The organism is Halovibrio variabilis (assembly GCF_007991175.1).
Classification (GTDB): Bacteria; Pseudomonadota; Gammaproteobacteria; order Pseudomonadales; family Halomonadaceae; genus Vreelandella; species Vreelandella variabilis.
Genome location: NZ_BJXV01000001.1, coordinates 195,196 through 212,793 on the forward strand (window position 1 = coordinate 195,196; position 17,598 = coordinate 212,793).

Consider the following 17,598-nt stretch of genomic DNA (forward strand, 5'->3'; position numbering starts at 1 on the left):
GCGAAGTGAACAGAGAGCCTAGCGGCTATGAGCGCTTAATTCTGAGTTGCCCGCCCCAGGCATGGTTACTTCTCACAAGATAATCAGCGTCGCCAGCCCCAGGAACGACAAAAATCCAACTACATCGGTAACGGTGGTTAAAATCACCGCGCCGGATAACGCTGGATCAATCTGCAGCTTTTTCAACACCAATGGAATCAGCACCCCAGCGACATTGGCCAGGCTCATATTGATAAAGATGGCCAGTGTAATCACCAGCGTAATCATGGCGTCGCCAAACCAAATATGGGCAATTAAGCCGACCACTAATGCCCACACCAGGCCGTTACTCATGCCCACCCACATCTCTTTGTTATAAAGCCACTTTATATTGTTACCCGCGAGCTGGCCCAGCGCTATACCGCGTATGACGACGGTGAGGGTTTGACTGCCGGCGATACCCCCCATGCTGGCAACGACTGGCATCAAAATCGCCAGCGCGACAATTTGATCTAAGACCGCTTCAAACTGCCCAATCACAAAAGCGGCTAGAAAAGCGGTTAACAGATTAATGCCCAGCCAAATGCCGCGGCTTTTGGTGCTTCGCATGATCGGGGTAAAGACTTCTTCTTCATCACTGACGCCGGACATATGTTTAAGCGTCAGGTCGGCATCATCTTGGGTGATTTCTAATACGTCAGCGGAGTTGAGCTGGCCGACCAATAACCCTTCGCTATCGCATACGGGGACAAAGTGGAGTTCTTTAGAGCGCAATAACGCGGCGGCATCGCTGACTTTCATTTGATCATTCAGGGTGAAGAAATCATCCATATAATCATCAACCACGGCATCTTGTGGCTGTTTGATTAAATCAATCAGGGTCAAGGTGCCGAGTAAGCGCTTATCCTTGTCCGTAATCATGATCTGCTGTGACTCATCGTCGAGCAGGTGGTGAATGCGGATATAGCGTTGCACGGCTTCTAACGACACGCCTTGTTTTACATTGACCGTTTCGGGGTCCATGTAGCGCCCCACCACATCATCTTCATAGGCATGAAGATTCTCGACCTGGGCGCGAATATCCTGGTCTAAGCTGGCGTAAACGCTGGTTTTGATGGCTTCGTCGGCAACATCCAGTACTTCAGCAACTTCTTGAGCATCCAGGCCTTTAACAATTTGCTCTACGTCGCTGGCAGATAAATCTTCGATGTAGTCGCCACGAATATCCTCGTCAACTTCGGCGAGCACCTCGCCGATTAAATCGTCAGGAACATATTCCCAAAGATAATTTCGTGTTTTGGCCGGAAAGGACTCAAGTGTGCGCGCAATCTCCAAGCTATCAAGCTCGGTGAACAGCTCTTTTAGGGCCGTTGTATCTTCTTCATCTAATAGCTTTTGAAGATACAGCAGCTGTTCCTCAATATTGGTGTATTTTTCATCATCGCGCATAGAGTCCATCCTTTGGAGAATTAATTTTTATAACCGTAAATTGAAAGCGTTTGATGGCTCACTATGAATCTTATAGGCAGGCTTAGCGGAAAGCCATGGAGGCTCCCTGCTAAGCATCAACGACTAAGCGTCAATGGCTTTAGGTAAGGTATAGCTAATGTGCTGGCGCTTAATGGCGCGTTGCAAACGCCACCCGAACGCCGTAGGCCATGCGCTGCTGGGCGGAAACTGGCGGGCTGTCGTTACCAATCATCTCATCGGTGGCATCGGCCCAGGTCAGAATGCCGTGGGTAAAGCCAAGCGGGGCAAGCGCCCGGCTGACCCATTGCGTGCCGGTAAAGCGCTTAGTTTCGCCTTGTGCATCGACCAGCAGGCTAGCGCTACCATGTTGGTGTAAACGAACGATATACCAGCCCATATCCAGGCCGAGTAACTCTACGTCAGGCAGCGGTGCTGGGCGTTGTGCGAGTTGGTCAAGGGTGAGGTGGGCGGGAAGCGGTGACGACATGGCATATCCTCATCGATGGGAATCTTATACGCCGAGTGTAAATTCTGCTCTACATTTGTACAGTGCTTTTATAGCAAGGTGCTTGAAAACGCGGCTGTTAGCCACACCGCCTGATCGGCGTCATTGAGACGCCAGATCAGGCGGGCAGGGCGGATGCTTAGCCGTTAACCGTTACGAAACAGGAAACTATAGGCATTTAGCGCCGGTACGCCGCCCAGGTGGGCGTAAAGCACTTTGGAGCCAGCGGGGAATTCACCGTTGCGCACCCTATCGATCATGCCGTGCATGGATTTGCCTTCGTAAACCGGGTCGGTGAGTACACCTTCCAGGCGGGCGCACAGGCGAATGGCTTCCAGCGTGCCTTCATTGGGCAGGCCGTATTCCGGGCCGCCATAGCGGGTATCCAAAATCACATCGTCATCGGTTATGCCGCCTTCCAGTTCCACCAGTTCGGCGGTGTTGCGGGCGATGCGTAGGATCTGTTCGCGGGTTTGCTCGGGTTTGGCAGACGCGTCAATGCCGATCACTCGCTGGGCACGGCCATCAGCGGCAAAGCCCACCACCATGCCTGCCTGGGTGCTGCCGGTGACCGAGCACACCACGATATAGTCAAAGGTGAAGCCCAGCTCTTTCTCCTGCTGGCGCACCTCTTCGGCAAAGCCCACGAAGCCTAATCCGCCATACGGGTGCTCGGAACAACCCGCAGGAATCGGGAAGGGCTTACCGCCACGCTGGCGAACATCTTCCATGGCCTGCTCCCAGCTGGGGCGAATGCCGATATCGAACCCCGCGTCGTCCAGGCGCACGTCGGCGCCCATGATGCGCGACATCTCGATATTGCCCACCCGGTCATAGACCGCGTCGGCGTAGTTGACCCAATTTTCCTGTACCAGCACGCACTGCATACCCAGATGAGCGGCAACCGCCGCGACCTGGCGGGTCTGGTTGGACTGAATGCCGCCAATCGATACCAGCGTATCGCAGCCCTGTTCCAGCGCTTCGGGAATCAGGTACTCCAGCTTGCGGGTTTTGTTACCGCCAAAGGCCAGGCCGCTATTGCAGTCTTCGCGCTTGGCGTAGAGCTCGACTTCACCGCCGAGATGTTCACTCAGCCGTTTTAGCGGCGTGATGGGGGAGGGGCCAAACGTCAGCGGGTAACGTGGAAAGCGTTCTAGGTTCATAACAGGCTCCAGCTTTTAAGCGTTTCAGTGCGAAATAGAAAGCTCGCTTGGCGAGGGTTTTGTGAAAGGTTTTTGTGAAAGCTATGTGTGAACAGTTGGCGCGCTCTGCTATTTATACTAAGTGTTAGCTGCAATTTTTGTGTTGCAAAATGAAAGCTTTTGAAGCAATTAATGTTGGTGTTAAGTGATTTCTATGGTTTTAAATGGTGTTTAAATATCAATAAGGTAAATAATAGTGCGCTCAAAAACCTCCCGTTCAGGCGCTGAGCCTGATGATCAGGCGGCTGAACTAGACCGAACAGATCGGCGTATTCTTAAGCTGCTGCAAGACGACGCTACACTTTCCAATGTGGCATTGGCGGAGCAGGTGAGCCTGAGCCCTGCGGCGTGTTTACGGCGGGTGGAAAAGCTCAAACGGGACGGGGTGATCAGCCGGGTGGTGGCGCATTTAGACCCGGAACAGCTTCAGGCGGGGATGGTGGTATTGATTGGCGTGGTGCTGGATCGCTCGACGCCGGAATCCTTCGCCGCCTTTGAAGAGGCGGCCCAGAAAGTGTCCGGCTGTATGGAGTGCCACGTGGTCACGGGGGAGTTCGACTACTTTATGCTGGTGCGCACCCGGGACAGCCAAAGCTTCAACCGGCTGCATGCCGAACAGCTGCTCTACCTGCCCGGTGTACGCCAGATCCGCTCCTTTATGGGCCTGCGCCAAGTGGTTTCTACCCATAAGGTGCCGATGTAGCGTGCTAAGGCGAGGAAGACGGCTCGGGCCGGGTGACCAGCCATAGCGCAACGACGGTCAGGAAAACGACCAGCGCCCAGCGCAGCCAACCTTCTCCCAGTGACCAGATGATAAGCAGCGCGCTCGCCGCTAGCATGCCCACGGCGGCTAGCTTAGCGCGCCGGGGGATAGCGCGCTCTTGTTCCCAGTTCAACAGCAGTGGGCCGACATAGTGGCGCGAGCGAATCCATGCTTCGAAACGCGGTGAGCCTTTGGAGGCGCAGTAAACCGCCATCAGCATAAACACGGTGGTAGGCAGCAGGGGTAGAAAAATACCCACTACGCCGATACTAAAACTGATTGCCGCCAACGCTATCCATAGGGCGCGTATAAGTCCCATCCTCACTCCCCATTGGCACTCGCTGATGCGTAAACAGTCCGTTACGTATGGATAAGTATGGATTTATACCACGGCGGCGCTACTCAATGGGATGGTTAATGCTGGTTTGATGACGGATGGATCAAGGCATCAGGGCCAGCAGCGGCTTGCCTTGGGTGCCGCCCTCAACATGCTGCAGCTCGGCCGCATAAACGTCAGCGATGGTGGCGGGGTTGAGCACTTGGTGGGGGAGGCCATGGTCAATACGCTTGCCTTGATGCATTAGCCAGACACGATCAGCGTAGGTGCCTGCCAGGTTCAGGTCGTGAAGCACACAGACGACCGCCATATGGCGCTGCACGGCCCAGGCACGTAGCTGGCGCATCAGGCGCTGCTGTTGGCCGATATCCAGCGCACTGGTCGGCTCATCCAGCAGGAGAAGACCGCCATCCTTGGCGGTAGGAGAACGCCTTGAGAGGAGCTGGCAGGCGCCCCTTGCCACCATCACCCGCTGGCGTTCGCCGCCGGAAAGCGAGAGCACGCTGCGCGTGGCAAGGTGGGTCAAGTCCAAGTCGTCTAGCAGCTCGGCGACCAGCGATTGCTCTGGGTTGCAACCTAGGCACACCAACTCGTCGACTCGCCAATCAAACCCGAGCGGTTCCTGCTGGGCGACCAGCGCGCGGCGGCTGGCAAGCTCGCTGATCGGCCATTCGCGCAAGGGTTTTCCATCCAGGTGAAGCTCGCCCTGCTCGGCAGGGCGAAAGCCTGACAGCATGCTAAGCAGCGTGCTCTTGCCCGCACCGTTGGGGCCGACAATGGCGAGTAGCTCGCCGGGGCGAATGCTGCCGTCAAGAGGGGCTAACGCGGGCGTGGCCAGCAAGCCCGCCTGATGCAGGGTTAGCATGAACGGCTCCGGCGCATGAGGAGATAAAGGAAATAGGGCCCGCCTAGAAGGCTCGTCAGCAATCCCACCGGGATCTCTGCCGGTGCGCCAAGCGTGCGTGCCAGGGTGTCGGCGACCACTAATAGCAGGGCGCCACCGAGCATCGACGCGGGCAGCAGCAGGCGGTGACCAGGCCCCAGCCATAGCCGTAGGCAGTGCGGCACCAGCAGGCCAAGAAAGCCAATCACGCCGGTTAACGCCACGCATAGCCCAACGCCCAGCGAGGTGGCCACGACGATACGGCGTTTGAGGCGTGGCGCGTCTAACCCTGCGGCATGGGCGGTGGTTTCGCCAAGCTGCAGCAGATCGAGTTCGCTGGCGCTGCGCAGCAACAGCCACAAGGCCAGCGGCATCAACACCAGGGCCAGCGCCGTCGTGCGCCAGAGTGAGTTGGTGAGGCTACCCATGCCCCACAGGCTGAGCTGACGGAGTTCTTCATCGCTGGCGATAAACGCCAGCAGGCCGCCGCCAGCGCCAGCCAAGGTGTTAATCGCCAGGCCCGCCAACAGCAACGTCATGACCGCAGCGCTGCCGCCGCCTTGGCGCTTGGCCAGGCTAAACACGATGACGCATACGCTTAGGGCGCCCAGAAAGCCCGCGGCAAACTGACCGTAAAGGCTGGCCGCACCGCTGCCTTGGAAAAGCACTATCCAGAGCGCGACAAACAGCCCTGCGCCGCTGGCAAGCCCCAACAATGTTGGGTCGGCTAACGGGTTGCGGAACAGGCCCTGCATTGCCGCGCCGCTGCCTGCCAGCATCGCACCGACCACCACACCCAGCAGTAAGCGCGGCAAACGCAGCTGCCACCACACCTGTACGCTGAGAGCATCGGCGTTGCCGGTTAACAGGGCCCAGGGGGAGATACCCAGCGCGCCAGAGGTGGCCCCCCACGCTAAGGCCAGCATCAGGGCGGCGATTAAACCAATTAGCACGCGTGGCGCGCGGCTGGCTGGCAGCCAGATCCGGTAGCGATAGGCGTTGAGGCTGGCGATCATGGGCTCACCTGGGCGGTGGTGGGCGCACCCAAGAGGTCTTCGGCGGCTTGGCGCAGAGTGAGTAGCTGATCAGGGGCGCGGGGGCCAAAGCCGAGCAGCGCTTGGTCATCAATCACAATCAGCTGTTGCTCGCGGCCCGCTGGCGTTAGCGCCATGCCGGGTAGCTGCCATAGCGCCGCTTCACCGCCGAGGGCGTTTAGCCCGCGCTGGGACATAATCACCAGCTCGGGGGCCTGCTTGGCAAGCGCTTCGGCACCGACGCTTTGGTAGCCCGCCATCGCCGCAAACGCATTTTCAAGGCTAATGGCTTCTAGGGCGGTATGCGCTGCTGTGTCGCTGCCCGCCACCCGGGGGGTTAAGCCGCTATGCTGGAGGATAAACATCGCGCGGGTCGGCGGTAGCGGCGGTAGTCGCGCTAACCGCTCAAGCTTTTGGTCCAACTCGCTGGCTAATGCGTCGCCTTCCTCGCTGCGACCGGTGAGTCGGCCAACGGTACGCACCTTGTCGGCAATGGCATCCAAGGTAGGTGGGGCGTTGATCGTCTCAACCGTGACACCGACGGCCGCTAGCTGCTCCAACACTTCTTGCGGGCCTGCGTGCCCCGCTGCCAGCACGCGGTCAGGCTGAAGCGAAAGCACGCTTTCAGCGGAAAGCTGGCGCAGATAGCCGACTGACGGTAGGGCGGCCATCTGCGGGGGATAAAGCACGGTATCGTCCCGGGCGACCACGTTGGCGTCGGCATCCAGCGCCGCCAGGGTGGCGGCAATATCGCCGCCGAGGACTATCCAGCGTTCGTCAGCATGGGCCAGCGGTGCACCGGCGAGCAGCCATCCGAGCGTGATAGCGGCGAACACGCGTGAGGCTAAGCGGGTGGGCATCATGCGACCTCCTGGCAACGACCTAGTTCGTCGAGGAGCTGCCGCCACTCGCGTCTTTCCGCCCGGCCTTCCTGGCGCTGCGCGTAAAGCTGCAGGGCTAGCGAGCCCTCGGCATCGAAGGCTTCAATGCTGGTGACGCCGCCGTCGCGATTGGGTTTGTTGACTTGCCACACTTGGTCAATGGCGCTGTCGTTGAGGTGCAGGGTGAACTGTTCACCCAACAGGTTTAGCCAGCCGCGGGCACGTTGCGGGGCAGGCAGTGTGCCGGTGCGGATCTGCACGCAGCCGGGGCTGGCGACAAACAGCATCAACGGCAGTGCCCGTTGGCTGGCGTGCTGGAGCGCTGTTTCCAGGGCCTGCACGGGCAGCGCGCGGGTATAGCGGCCTTCCATTAGCCGGTTGGCTTCGATGCGTTCCAAGCGATGGCGCTGTAGCAGCGCAAAAAATTGGTGCACATCGCGCATCGCCCCCCATTCGCCGGCAAGGCTAGGCACGCTGGGGAGCGGTCGCTGTGAACGCGGCGCCAGCTGAGTAAAGGCCGGTGAGTCTGTATTGCCGAGTGCCGCCAAGGCGGCCCATGCGGGTGGTAGCGGGTTCTCCAGCGCAAAGCATTTGTGAATGGCTCGACCATGGCGGTCAAAGACCTGAACGCTCCAGCGCCATGTCTCACGGCCATCCTGCTGAGGGATCAGGTCTCGAATCAAGCAGGCCCAGTGCCAGTGGGTGTAGAGCAGTCGCAGATCCAAGCCGCCCGGGTCGAGCAGCAGACCCGTATGCGAACCGCCACTCAGTGCCGGGTAGTCGCCTTGTTGTTCCAGCACCGCCAGCCGCGATCGCGTTAATGCTTTGACCTGCCCTAGCAGGCTGAAATGCTCGGCAAGCTCATGGGGCGCCAATGGTAGTGTCGACACCTCGCGGCCAAGGCGGGCGGCTTGAAGCTCGCCTTCGCTGATCGCTAAACGTTCGGCTATCTCAAGGGCGGGAAGGCGCGGTTGAGCGGTACGGGCGTTGTCAAAGGCTTCTAAAATTGCGATTTTTTGAGCTTGGATCATGAATCATCTCCCTGCTGTTGAGGGCGGCAAAAGTACGCCTGCGCGTTTAAAATGCTGGCGACGCTTGCCGAGAAGCGCTCGGCTACCCACGTGACGAGCCGCTGCAGGCGCATCGCTCTGTTCAGCACCCTTATCGGGCAGCTGCATGAGAGGGAAACCCCCATGTTAATGATAACTATTAGCGTTAATTTAGCAGAGTTATCGATATCCCTCAATAAGATTTGAGTGGCCAAGGCGTCTACCACCCCGAAGCTTCACCCAAATGCAGACAGGCGGTCACAGTCCTGTCATTTCGCTTCGATAGGCTATTGACGTTAAACCGTTGGCTAAAAAATGACCGGGGAGCGCAAAAAATGAGTAAAGAGATCGAAGATCATCGCCTGTTTAACCAAAGCGGCAACCAACCCTTCGCCGAGGTATTGGCGCGCCATGTCTCGCGGCGTGATGTAATGCGGGGTGGCTTGAGCGTGGCGGCTGCCTCCATGCTCAGTTTTGGCGGTGCCGCCCAGGCGCTTGCCTCAAACGGATCACAAAAAACACCGCTCACGCTGGCGTTTGAAGCGGTCAATGGCTCACGTACCGATGCCGTGGTGGTGCCGGAGGGCTATATGGCCCAGGTATTAGTGCCTTGGGGCACGCCGCTAAGCGCGGGTGACAGCTGGCAGCCCGACCAGCCAATGACCGCCGAGCGCCAGGCCGCCAGTGTGGGCATGCACCACGATGGTATGGATGCCTTCCCGCTGGATACCGACAGCGCCTCGCGGCGTTTTATTTTGGCGCTTAATAACGAATACATTGATCAAGCCGCCCTGTGGGCACCCCAAGGTGGTCCCACTAACGCGGATGAAGGTGAGCGTCCGGCGGAGGAGTCGCGCACCGAGATCAATGCCCATGGTGTCACCATTGTCGAAGTCGAAAAAGACGCCAGCGGGCAATGGGCGCATGTGCCGGGCTCGCGCTATAACCGCCGCTTTACTAGCGCAACGGCAATGGATCTGGCTGGCCCTGTGGCGGGCAGTGACTATGTTAAAACACGCTTTTCGCCAGCGGGCACCCAGACCCGGGGTACCAACAATAACTGTGGGCACGGCATCACGCCCTGGGGCACCTATATTGCCTGCGAAGAGAACTGGCCGAATGTCTTTGTGCACACCGGCGAGCGCTTCCAGGACGACGCCCGTATCGGCATTCCCACCGAGCGTGGCCGTTACGCCTGGGAAACCTCGGCGGGTGACGCCTCAGAAGAAAATGACGAGTTTGCCCGCTTTAATATCACGCCAAGGGGCGAGCGCGCGGAAGACGATTATCGCAACGAAGCACGTACCTTCGGTTATCAGGTCGAAATCGACCCTTACAGCGATGCGCTAGCGGTTAAGCGTACAGCGCTGGGGCGTTTCCGCCACGAGGGCTGCTGGCTGGGTAAGCTGGAAGCCGGTCAGCCAATTGTTTATTACTCAGGCCACGATGCCCGCAATGAGTATGTGTACAAGTACGTCTCGGACGCCGCTTGGGATCCCGCCGACGCCAACCGCCCCGGCGAGCGCTACGACCGCCTTGCCATCGGCAACAAATATATGGATAACGGCACTCTTTATGCGGCTCGTTTTCACGCCGACGGTAGCGGTGAGTGGCTGCCGCTAACCCCTGATGCTCAGACGCGCGATGGCCGCACATTGGCAGCGGCGCTGGGCTTGGCAGAGAACGATTTAGCCGGTGTGATTATCAATACCTGCGATGCAGCGGATTTGATGGGCGCCACCCCGATGGACCGACCCGAATGGGCAACGGTGGATCCAGCTTCTGGTGAAGTGTATCTAACGCTGACCAACAATTCGCAGCGTAGTGACAGTGATAGCGAACCGACTTTTACTAACGATGGCGACGAGGTTGCCCAAGTGGGGGTTGGCTACGAGACTGCCCCCACCAATGCCGCCAACCCGCGTGCCAATAACGGCGCAGGGCACATTGTTCGCTGGCGCGAAAGCCGCTTGCCCAATGCCTTTAGCTGGGAAGTGTTTGTGTTTGGCGCGGCCGCAGACGACGCTGAGAACCTGTCTGGACTAACCGAAATGAACCAGTTTGCCAGCCCCGACGGGCTCTGGTTTGACGAGCGCGGTGACGGTCAGGGCATTCTCTGGATCGAGACCGATAACGGCTATGAAGGGGTGGCTGAGTACACCAACGACCAAGTGCTAGCCGTTGTGCCAGGAGCACTGGACGCTATCAGCGGTACTGGGCCGGTCGTCAATAACAGTAACCAGCAGCAGCTCAAGCGCTTTGCGGTCGGGCCCAACGGCTGCGAAGTGACGGGTATATTTACCACGCCGGATAAAACCGCGCTGTTTATTAATATCCAGCACCCGAGCAATTGGCCCGCCGATGGTAGCGCGCTGATCCAAGACGCCACTGTGGCAACCAGCGGCCAAGTACGCCCTAGGGCATCGACCGTGGTTATCCAAAAGCGTGACGGTGGGCCGGTAGGCGTTTAAAGCCAGGCTTAAACACTCTGTAGTATGCCGATACGAGCGTCGAACCCCCAGGTTCGACGCTTTTTTTGATGTTAGCTTTCTTAAGCTGATTCAGTTAAGCAGGATCGCGATCAACCGCAAACGCTGACCATGCTTGGCGGACCGGCATAATTTCCAGGCGGTTAATATTGATATGCGGTGGCAGTGTCGCGAGATAATAAAGTTGCTCGGCAATGTCTTCTGCCTGAAGTGGCGTGGTGCTTTTATAAAGCGCATCCGAAGCGGCCTGGTCGCCTTTGGTTCTAACCAGCGTAAACTCGGTTTCCGCCATACCGGGTGCCAGGTCGGTTACCCGCACACCTGTGCCTAAAAGATCGCAGCGCAGGTTATAGCTGAACTGCTGAACAAAGGCTTTTGATGCCCCATAGACATGCCCGCCTGGATAGGGCCACTGCCCGGCTACCGAACCAAGGTTGAGAATGCTGGCGCCTTCACTGTTTTTGAGCAGTAGCGGCAACGCCGCGTGAGTCACGTTGACCAAGCCGGTGATATTGGTATCGATCATGGTATGCCAATCCTCCAACGCCACCTTTTGCGCCGGTTCCGGTGCTAGCGCCAACCCTGCATTGTTAATCAAGCAAGTGAGCGGAAGAAACGCTTCTGGCAGGCCACTAATCGCCGTTGTCACCGCGTCGCTGTCGCGAACATCCAGCGGCAGTGTCAGCACATTTACCTGCTGGCTTAGTTCTTTTTCCAGGGCATCTAAACGTTCCTGACGGCGGCCGGTTAAAATCAACGACCAGCCTGCTTTAGCAAAGCGCTGCGCTGCTGCTCTACCAAACCCGGAAGTGGCGCCGGTGATAAGTACGCTAGGCATTGCGATATCTCCATATGAGTTAACGGTTTAGACGGCGAACGTGCCCATCGGTGTTTCACTTTAATCAACCGTAGCACAGGCGTGTAGGACCAGTTAGCAACGACCGATGTGACATTGACTGTCACGGTGTTATCTGAAGACTGGCCCTACAGCCTCAAGGACCTATGTCTCTAGGCTGATTAGCACGCTATTACGATGGATTAAACAGGGTGCTTGCTATGAATGCCAATGTTGCTGCTTCACATCCACCAGCCAGCGAGGTGGATAATGCCTATGTGCACAGCCTAGACTGCCAGTATGTTTTTCACTCGTGGGCACTGCAAGGCAGCCTAGACTCCATGGTGATTGCAGGGGCTGAAGGGTGTCGCGTATGGGACTATGTGGGACGCTCGTATCTGGATTTTAGCAGCCAGCTCGTCAATACCAATATCGGCCATCAGCACCCCAAGGTGGTGAGCGCGATTCAGGCCCAGGCAGCAAGCCTGTGTACCATTTCCCCGGCCCATGCCAATTTAGCCCGTGGCGAAGCGGCCAAGCGCATTATCGCCAAAGCGCCCGCTGGTTTCAGTAAGGTGTTTTTCACCAATGCGGGTGCTGATGCCAATGAAAATGCCATCCGTATGGCGCGCTTGTATACCGGGCGTAGCAAAATCCTTTCTGCCTACCGCTCTTACCATGGTAATACCGGCTCGGCGATTGCCCGGGTGCGGCGCTTTTTGGAGCTTGAAGCGCCAGCGGTGTGAGCAGCGCCAATTACTCATTCAGGCTTACAGAAAGGGCTGCGGTGCACTAGACGGGCACAAACATACACAGGAGGCGCTTTATGGGCACCCCACTGGATCCGATTATCAGCGAGTTTGAGACGCAGGAGCAGGCCGACAGCTACCAGCGTTGGTTCCGCGAGCGCGTGCAGGCCAGCCTGGATGATCCCCGGCCTTCAATCCCCCACGATGACGTCATGGGTGAGATGCGCGAGCTTATCGATAAGCGTCGTGATGCTGCTAGTTGAGTGGCGCCCCCAGGCCCGCGAATCACTGTGGGCTATTCTCGACTATCCCAGCCTACGTAACCCTTACGCTGCCGAAGCGCTTTATCAAGCCATTGAAGAAGCGATTGAGGCGGCTACCCCAGCATTCCTGCCTGTACCGCCCAGGCCGTGTTGTCGGTACGCGAGAAGCCGTCGTGCACCCTAACGACACCGTGGTTTACCGCTTAGCGGCAGGCAGCATTGAAATAGTTAACGTTCTGCACGCGCGCCAGGAATACCCTTAGCTACTCATTACCCCAACTGCCTTCGCCAGCGATTTTCAATGGTATCCAGCTCTGCCGGGCCGTAAAGAGCATACTCATGCGGCCCATAGTGGGCCCATAATTGATCGCCGTAATCGAAGTGCCACCACTCGCTGGGTAGGTTGGTGAAGCTTTGCTCGCTCATGATGTGATACAGCAAGCGGCGGTTATCCCGCGCCTTATGCTGCTGCGGGGTAATCGTTTCCAGATGCTCGAAATAGTCGCTATGGGAGGCGGGAATCGCCTCATCAAATAGGGTGCCCATATCCAGTGGTAAGCCATCGGCATCACAAAGCGTGACATCCACGGCGCCGCCGGTGAGGTGTGGGCTGGGGGCTAAAGGGTCGCGGCTGGGTACCGAAACAAACTCCCTGGTGCGCTCCAGTAACTCCGCTTCACTGAGGTTAGGTTGATGGTGATGAATAGCCTCATGCAGGGTATCAAACAAGTACTGCTGAACCCGCCATGGCCGCCAACCGTCGAGTACGATTAAGCCGATGCCGTCGGGTAAACTGCGAGCCGCAGCGAGCAGCGCCCGATAAACCCCCTCACGTACAAAACACTCCGGTACCGCACCAGGAATGCCCAGTCGCGCATAGGCGGGGAATACGCTGACTGGTGCCGGGGCTAGGCTCATTGGTACCAGGCGCTCACCGTTATCTTCAATAGGCGCACGGCGTAACTGCTCCCAGCAGGGGGCTGGGTGGCTGGGTATCGGCGGCAAAGCCTTCAAGAGTGTGTTCAAAGGCATCATGTTATCCAAAGAGGGTGTTATCAAAATTGAGTCGGCAGCCATAGCGTCAGCGATGGAAAAAGGATTAATAGAATAAGCACCGCAATCGCCGTCAGCACAAAGGGCCAAAGGGTTCTGAACAGCGATACTATCTCTAACAAGCTGACATGAGCCGCTAAGGGCACGTTGAGATGTATAATGGTTGCCTACAAAAGACTATGCATTGAGGTTTTGACTATGCAATAGCCAAAGACGCACCTGAGCGAACCATGGCGGAGGTTCGTTCAGGTGCGGTTGTCATGGTGGGCTATGGCTAGGTGAGCGGCTGGTTTGTCTGCAGGGTGCTAGCGTTTTTATCTTCCACCGCATCCGCCAACATATCGGCAGTAATGGCAGAGAGTGTCCAGCCCAGGTGGCCATGGCCGGTGTTGTAGAACACCGTGGGTAATTTACCGGGGCCGACCTTGGGTAGCATATTGGGGAGCATCGGGCGCAGGCCTGCCCAGGGCACTACGCGGCGGGTGCTGACGCCGGGGAAGCATTCTTCCACCCAGCGAATCAGCGGGCGGATGCGGTTGTCGCGGATATCGCGGTTATAGCCGTTAAATTCGGCAGTGCCGGCAATACGAAAACGCTCATCGCCCAAACGACTCGTGACCAGTTTGGTTTCATCATCCAGCAGGCTGACCGTTGGCGCGGCCTGTTGGGAGGCAGCGTCATCAAGCTGTACGGTAATCGAGTAGCCTTTGACCGGATAGATGTTGACCCGGTCGCCGAGTTTGGCCGCTAAGGCGCGACTGCCCACCCCGGCGCATACCACCACGCTATCAAAGGTTTCGCGCACCGGTTCGCCGCCGAGATCGGTGCTGTCGTTGGCAGTGATCCAGGCATGTTTTTGATCAGCCCCGATATCCTGCACGCTGTGGCCATATTTAAGTGTTACACCGTGTCGCTCAGCGGCTTTTGCCAAGCCGTGGGTAAACTTATGAATATCACCGGTGGCATCGCTTTCGGTGAAGAAGCCGCCGTAATAGCTGCCCGCCAGAGTAGGTTCGATGGCACGCATCTCTTCAGGGGTTACCGGCTGGCGCTCCAGACCGCCTTTACTGAGCAGTTTTGACACCTTAGCCGCGTGTTCATAGCCTGCTTTATCGCGGTAGATATGCAAAATGCCTTTCTGCTTTAAATCAAAATCGATCTGCTCATCTTTCGCCCACTGAAACAGGTGCTCGCGGGCCGCAATGGCTAAGCGCGTTGTTTCTATCGTGTTGTCGGCGTACTTGGGAATGGCGGCCATAAACTCGCCAAACCAGCTAAGCTTGTGCCAGCTGGGGCGTGGGTTGACCAGTAGCGGGGCATCGTTTTTGAGCATCCAGCGCAGGCCTTTGATAACGGTCGGCCAGTGGTTCCATACTTCGGCGTTTGACGCCGAGAGTTGCCCACCGTTGGCAAACGACGTTTCCATCGCCGCGTAGCGATGCTTCTCAAAGACGGTAACGTCATAGCCACGTTTGGCCAGGGCGTAGGCGCTGGTAATGCCCGTGATACCACCACCAATAACGGCAATGCGTTGCATAGCTCTCTCCAGATTGTATGAGCGTCGGGAATCACACCTAACGGCGTAAGCTGCTGGGCGTACCCCTTCCGTCATGGGACCTGAGAGATTCACGCACCGCTGGGGGGCGCTTGCTCCTTCGGTGGGCTGAGTGACGCAGTCATCAGCCGCTCTTCGGAAAGTGAGTGTGATAGCGGTCCGGTTGCCTGAGAGTTTCCGGGGTTGTTGCTCCTTCGGCGCTAGCGTCATCGACTGTTGATGCGCCAAGCTCTCCCGCTATCACCTTATTGTTTACTGTCCTTGGTTCAGACAGCTTTAACTGTGACTAGTTTTAGCATAAAAGACGACAAAGGTCATGAACGCTTCTTCTACGGGGTTCACTCCAAGGGCTTTATGCCAAGGGCTGAGCACGCTTGATGATCGCCGCGCAATCCAGCCCGGTGGGTAGCGTGCCGCTATTCAGGCCGTTTTGATTGGCAAGCCGTCCTGCGCAGAAAGCATCAGCAACGTAGCCGGGGGCGTGCTGTATCAGTAGGGCCGCCTGTAATGCCAGGGCCATACCATCGGCCAACTGGCGGGCCCGGTATTGGAGCGCTTGGGTGGTTTGCAGTTCGCGCTTTAGGCTGCTCACAAACGTATCAAGATGCCTATTGGCGCCCTGGGAAAGGGCGAGTTCGGTAAAGTAGGCGTCGAGCACCTCGGGCTGTTTTTCAATCGCGCGCAGAATATCCAGGCACTGCACATTGCCGCTGCCTTCCCAGATGGCATTGATGGGGGATTCGCGGAATAAGCGCGGCATCATATGGGTTTCCATGACGCCGCTGCCGCCAATCACTTCCATTGCTTCGTAGGCATGGTGGGGCGTGCGCTTACAAATCCAGTACTTGCCGACCGGGGTGGCAATGCGCGAAAGCAGGCGCTCATGTTCGTTGTCCTGGTGATCCATGGCTCTCGCCATGCGCAGCATCAAGGTAGTGGCGGCTTCGCTCTCAATGGCCAAATCCGCGAGCACGTTTTGCATCAGCGGCTGCTCGCTTAGGCGCGCCCCAAAGGCGTGGCGATGGGTGGCGTGGTGTATCGCCTGGGCAGTGGCCTGGCGCATGCCGGCCGCGGAGCCAATCATGCAGTCATAGCGGGTCATGGCGACCATCTCGATAATGGTGCGCACACCGCGACCCTCATCGCCCACCATCCAGGCAAAGGCGCCGCGCAGTTCGGTCTCAGTAGACGCATTGGCCACGTTGCCCATTTTGCGCTTGAGCTGCTGGATGTGGAGCGGGTTCTTGCTGCCATCGGGTCGCCAGCGGGGCAGCAGAAAGCAGCTCAAGCCGCCGGGGGCCTGAGCGAGTACCAGGAAGGCGTCGCACATTGGCGCCGAGACAAACCACTTATGCCCCACCAGCTCGTAAGCTTCGCCGGGCCCGCCTTGGTCAATCGGGTAAGCGCGGGTGGTGTTCTGGCGCACATCGGAGCCGCCCTGTTTCTCGGTCATTGCCATGCCCAGGGTGACGCCTTGTTTTTCGAAATAGGGCACGTTGCGCGGGTCGTAATGCGGCGCGGTAATTTTATTCCCCCAGCTCTCCAACAGGCTGGGCTGATGGCGAAGCGCAGGCAGGGCGGCAAAGGTCATGGTGATTGGGCAGCCGTGGGCCGCTTCCACCTGGGTGTGCAGAAAGTAGTTGGCGGCTCGGGCCACGTGCGCCCCTGGCTGAGGGCTGCGCCAGGGGCTGGCGTGCAGGCCTTGCTCCACCGCCGTTCGCATCAGCTCATGATAGGCGGGGTGAAAAGCGACCAAATCGACCCGGTGGCCTTGCCGGTCGTGGGTAACTAATTGCGGTGCGTGGTAATTGGCTTCAAACCCGAGCGCAATTGCCGCGGCTGAACCCGCCCACTGGCCAAACGCTTCCAGGCGATTGTCGGCATCGGCGGCGCCTTCGCGTTTGACGCCCTCTTGAAGGGCTTGATCAGCGGTGTAGCTATTGTAATTTTCCAGCGTTGGCGGCTGATTTTCCACCCGATGGGTGCTGGCTTGAAGTTGTTCGGCAAGCGGGTAGCGCTGCGTCATGGCGATCACCTTTGTTGTCGTTTAAACGATCGTTTTATAGTTTTTAGGGTAGTCGCTTGACGGGAATGACGCTAAAAATCAGAGCGGCGGCCCAGGGCCATGCGGTTGCGCTTTGCTCAGCGGAAGCATTTAACCGACAATACCCCCCTTGCCCAGTAATACCACGCTTATCCTTCTCAGCCTTGGGTGCTAATTTAGGTGTTATCAATGCAAGCAAATGCAGTGCAAGCAAACGGCTTTTTTGACGAAATCGGCGAGTCCATCGGCGAAGCCATCCGCGTGGTGGTGGATTTTTTATTAGGTATTTTTACCAACTTCTTTTCCGCATTCGGCGATTTTATTGACGGCTTGACCCGCTCGCTAGGGATCAACGACTCGTTTTTTAGCATTGTTGTGCTGGTCATTGGGTTATTGATTCTGTGGGGCGGTTTGCGTGCATTTTTGCGTGGTTCACTGCTTGGCGGAATCCTGCGTACCCTGCTGGGGCTGTTTATCCTCTCGTGGCTGATGATGTAGCGGCGCGTT

Annotated in this window: 18 protein-coding genes and 2 riboswitches; of the genes, 6 read left to right on the forward strand and 12 right to left on the reverse strand. The window is 57.8% G+C overall.

Going from position 1 to position 17,598, the window contains the following annotated elements; all coding sequences use genetic code 11:
* Positions 1 to 72 precede the first annotated feature (72 nt).
* The 3 genes from mgtE to HVA01_RS00800 form a co-directional block, all read right to left on the reverse strand.
* Complete coding sequence (gene mgtE / locus HVA01_RS00790) at positions 73 to 1,428, reverse strand: magnesium transporter (RefSeq protein ID WP_146872570.1); 1,356 nt, start codon at positions 1,426 to 1,428, stop codon at positions 73 to 75.
* 169 nt (positions 1,429 to 1,597) lie between these two features.
* Positions 1,598 to 1,936 carry a DUF6482 family protein gene (locus HVA01_RS00795; RefSeq protein WP_146872571.1) on the reverse strand — a complete coding sequence of 113 codons (339 nt, stop codon included), beginning with the start codon at positions 1,934 to 1,936 and terminating at the stop codon, positions 1,598 to 1,600.
* 164 nt (positions 1,937 to 2,100) lie between these two features.
* A complete protein-coding gene (locus tag HVA01_RS00800) occupies positions 2,101 to 3,117 on the reverse strand; it encodes a 1-aminocyclopropane-1-carboxylate deaminase (protein WP_146872572.1) in 1,017 nt (338 codons plus the stop codon).
* 235 nt (positions 3,118 to 3,352) lie between these two features.
* Between HVA01_RS00800 and HVA01_RS00805 the strand changes: the two genes are divergently transcribed.
* Positions 3,353 to 3,859, forward strand: a complete 507-nt coding sequence (locus tag HVA01_RS00805) for an Lrp/AsnC family transcriptional regulator (RefSeq protein ID WP_146872573.1) — start codon at positions 3,353 to 3,355, stop codon at positions 3,857 to 3,859.
* Between the two features lie 4 nt (positions 3,860 to 3,863).
* Here the strand turns inward: HVA01_RS00805 and HVA01_RS00810 are convergent, their stop codons facing one another.
* The 5 genes from HVA01_RS00810 to HVA01_RS00830 form a co-directional block, all read right to left on the reverse strand.
* Complete coding sequence (locus HVA01_RS00810; protein ID WP_146872574.1) at positions 3,864 to 4,238, reverse strand: YbaN family protein; 375 nt, start codon at positions 4,236 to 4,238, stop codon at positions 3,864 to 3,866.
* Positions 4,239 to 4,359: 121 nt separating this feature from the next.
* A complete protein-coding gene (locus tag HVA01_RS00815) occupies positions 4,360 to 5,121 on the reverse strand; it encodes an ATP-binding cassette domain-containing protein (protein ID WP_146872575.1) in 762 nt (253 codons plus the stop codon).
* Positions 5,115 to 6,155: a FecCD family ABC transporter permease gene (locus HVA01_RS00820; RefSeq protein WP_146872576.1), complete on the reverse strand. Its 1,041-nt coding sequence runs from the start codon at positions 6,153 to 6,155 to the stop codon at positions 5,115 to 5,117. The genes HVA01_RS00815 and HVA01_RS00820 overlap by 7 nt, the downstream gene beginning before the upstream one ends.
* Positions 6,152 to 7,036 carry a heme/hemin ABC transporter substrate-binding protein gene (locus HVA01_RS00825; protein WP_146872577.1) on the reverse strand — a complete coding sequence of 295 codons (885 nt, stop codon included), beginning with the start codon at positions 7,034 to 7,036 and terminating at the stop codon, positions 6,152 to 6,154. Before HVA01_RS00825 ends, HVA01_RS00820 begins: the two co-directional genes overlap by 4 nt.
* Positions 7,033 to 8,085, reverse strand: a complete 1,053-nt coding sequence (locus HVA01_RS00830; protein ID WP_146872578.1) for a ChuX/HutX family heme-like substrate-binding protein — start codon at positions 8,083 to 8,085, stop codon at positions 7,033 to 7,035. Before HVA01_RS00830 ends, HVA01_RS00825 begins: the two co-directional genes overlap by 4 nt.
* A gap of 353 nt (positions 8,086 to 8,438) precedes the next feature.
* Between HVA01_RS00830 and HVA01_RS00835 the strand changes: the two genes are divergently transcribed.
* A complete protein-coding gene (locus HVA01_RS00835; RefSeq protein ID WP_146872579.1) occupies positions 8,439 to 10,574 on the forward strand; it encodes a PhoX family protein in 2,136 nt (711 codons plus the stop codon).
* 94 nt (positions 10,575 to 10,668) lie between these two features.
* On the opposite strand, the gene HVA01_RS00840 is transcribed toward HVA01_RS00835, so the two are convergent.
* Positions 10,669 to 11,430, reverse strand: coding sequence for an SDR family NAD(P)-dependent oxidoreductase (locus tag HVA01_RS00840; protein WP_146872580.1), 762 nt, complete (start codon positions 11,428 to 11,430; stop codon positions 10,669 to 10,671).
* A 218-nt stretch (positions 11,431 to 11,648) separates the two neighbouring features.
* Here HVA01_RS00840 and HVA01_RS00845 point away from each other — a divergent pair, with 218 nt between their 5' ends.
* The 3 genes from HVA01_RS00845 to HVA01_RS17730 all read left to right on the forward strand — a co-directional run bounded on the left by HVA01_RS00845 (position 11,649) and on the right by HVA01_RS17730 (position 12,702).
* Positions 11,649 to 12,173, forward strand: coding sequence for an aminotransferase class III-fold pyridoxal phosphate-dependent enzyme (locus tag HVA01_RS00845; RefSeq protein ID WP_246129362.1), 525 nt, complete (start codon positions 11,649 to 11,651; stop codon positions 12,171 to 12,173).
* A gap of 80 nt (positions 12,174 to 12,253) precedes the next feature.
* On the forward strand, positions 12,254 to 12,439 hold the full coding sequence (gene relB / locus HVA01_RS00850) for a type II toxin-antitoxin system RelB family antitoxin (RefSeq protein ID WP_146872581.1): 186 nt from the start codon (positions 12,254 to 12,256) through the stop codon (positions 12,437 to 12,439).
* Entirely contained in the window at positions 12,436 to 12,702 is a 267-nt protein-coding gene (locus tag HVA01_RS17730) for a type II toxin-antitoxin system RelE/ParE family toxin (protein ID WP_281288453.1), read from the forward strand. The genes relB and HVA01_RS17730 overlap by 4 nt, the downstream gene beginning before the upstream one ends.
* A gap of 7 nt (positions 12,703 to 12,709) precedes the next feature.
* Here the strand turns inward: HVA01_RS17730 and HVA01_RS00860 are convergent, their stop codons facing one another.
* The 3 genes from HVA01_RS00860 to HVA01_RS00875 all read right to left on the reverse strand — a co-directional run bounded on the left by HVA01_RS00860 (position 12,710) and on the right by HVA01_RS00875 (position 17,073).
* Positions 12,710 to 13,474 (reverse strand): M15 family metallopeptidase, encoded by a 765-nt coding sequence (locus tag HVA01_RS00860; RefSeq protein WP_218031518.1) that lies wholly within the window; start codon positions 13,472 to 13,474, stop codon positions 12,710 to 12,712.
* A gap of 292 nt (positions 13,475 to 13,766) precedes the next feature.
* Positions 13,767 to 15,104, reverse strand: coding sequence for a D-amino acid dehydrogenase (locus tag HVA01_RS00870; protein ID WP_146872582.1), 1,338 nt, complete (start codon positions 15,102 to 15,104; stop codon positions 13,767 to 13,769).
* A riboswitch (glycine riboswitch) is annotated at positions 15,088 to 15,192 on the reverse strand. Its footprint overlaps the gene before it by 17 nt.
* A riboswitch (glycine riboswitch) is annotated at positions 15,193 to 15,294 on the reverse strand.
* 105 nt (positions 15,295 to 15,399) lie between these two features.
* Positions 15,400 to 17,073: an isovaleryl-CoA dehydrogenase gene (locus tag HVA01_RS00875; protein ID WP_146872583.1), complete on the reverse strand. Its 1,674-nt coding sequence runs from the start codon at positions 17,071 to 17,073 to the stop codon at positions 15,400 to 15,402.
* 222 nt (positions 17,074 to 17,295) lie between these two features.
* Between HVA01_RS00875 and HVA01_RS00880 the strand changes: the two genes are divergently transcribed.
* Positions 17,296 to 17,589, forward strand: coding sequence for a hypothetical protein (locus HVA01_RS00880; protein WP_146872849.1), 294 nt, complete (start codon positions 17,296 to 17,298; stop codon positions 17,587 to 17,589).
* Positions 17,590 to 17,598 lie beyond the last annotated feature (9 nt).

Bases quoted from the DNA above. Each gene is read 5' to 3' on its own strand.
- mgtE (WP_146872570.1), bottom strand. From the start codon at position 1,428: ATGCGCGATGATGAAAAATACACCAATATTGAGGAACAGCTGCTGTAT.
- HVA01_RS00795 (WP_146872571.1), bottom strand. From the start codon at position 1,936: ATGTCGTCACCGCTTCCCGCCCACCTCACCCTTGACCAACTCGCACAA.
- HVA01_RS00800 (WP_146872572.1), bottom strand. From the start codon at position 3,117: ATGAACCTAGAACGCTTTCCACGTTACCCGCTGACGTTTGGCCCCTCC.
- HVA01_RS00810 (WP_146872574.1), bottom strand. From the start codon at position 4,238: ATGGGACTTATACGCGCCCTATGGATAGCGTTGGCGGCAATCAGTTTT.
- HVA01_RS00815 (WP_146872575.1), bottom strand. From the start codon at position 5,121: ATGCTAACCCTGCATCAGGCGGGCTTGCTGGCCACGCCCGCGTTAGCC.
- HVA01_RS00820 (WP_146872576.1), bottom strand. From the start codon at position 6,155: ATGATCGCCAGCCTCAACGCCTATCGCTACCGGATCTGGCTGCCAGCC.
- HVA01_RS00825 (WP_146872577.1), bottom strand. From the start codon at position 7,036: ATGATGCCCACCCGCTTAGCCTCACGCGTGTTCGCCGCTATCACGCTC.
- HVA01_RS00830 (WP_146872578.1), bottom strand. From the start codon at position 8,085: ATGATCCAAGCTCAAAAAATCGCAATTTTAGAAGCCTTTGACAACGCC.
- HVA01_RS00835 (WP_146872579.1), top strand. From the start codon at position 8,439: ATGAGTAAAGAGATCGAAGATCATCGCCTGTTTAACCAAAGCGGCAAC.
- HVA01_RS00840 (WP_146872580.1), bottom strand. From the start codon at position 11,430: ATGCCTAGCGTACTTATCACCGGCGCCACTTCCGGGTTTGGTAGAGCA.
- HVA01_RS00845 (WP_246129362.1), top strand. From the start codon at position 11,649: ATGAATGCCAATGTTGCTGCTTCACATCCACCAGCCAGCGAGGTGGAT.
- relB (WP_146872581.1), top strand. From the start codon at position 12,254: ATGGGCACCCCACTGGATCCGATTATCAGCGAGTTTGAGACGCAGGAG.
- HVA01_RS00860 (WP_218031518.1), bottom strand. From the start codon at position 13,474: ATGATGCCTTTGAACACACTCTTGAAGGCTTTGCCGCCGATACCCAGC.
- HVA01_RS00870 (WP_146872582.1), bottom strand. From the start codon at position 15,104: ATGACGGAAGGGGTACGCCCAGCAGCTTACGCCGTTAGGTGTGATTCC.
- HVA01_RS00875 (WP_146872583.1), bottom strand. From the start codon at position 17,073: ATGACGCAGCGCTACCCGCTTGCCGAACAACTTCAAGCCAGCACCCAT.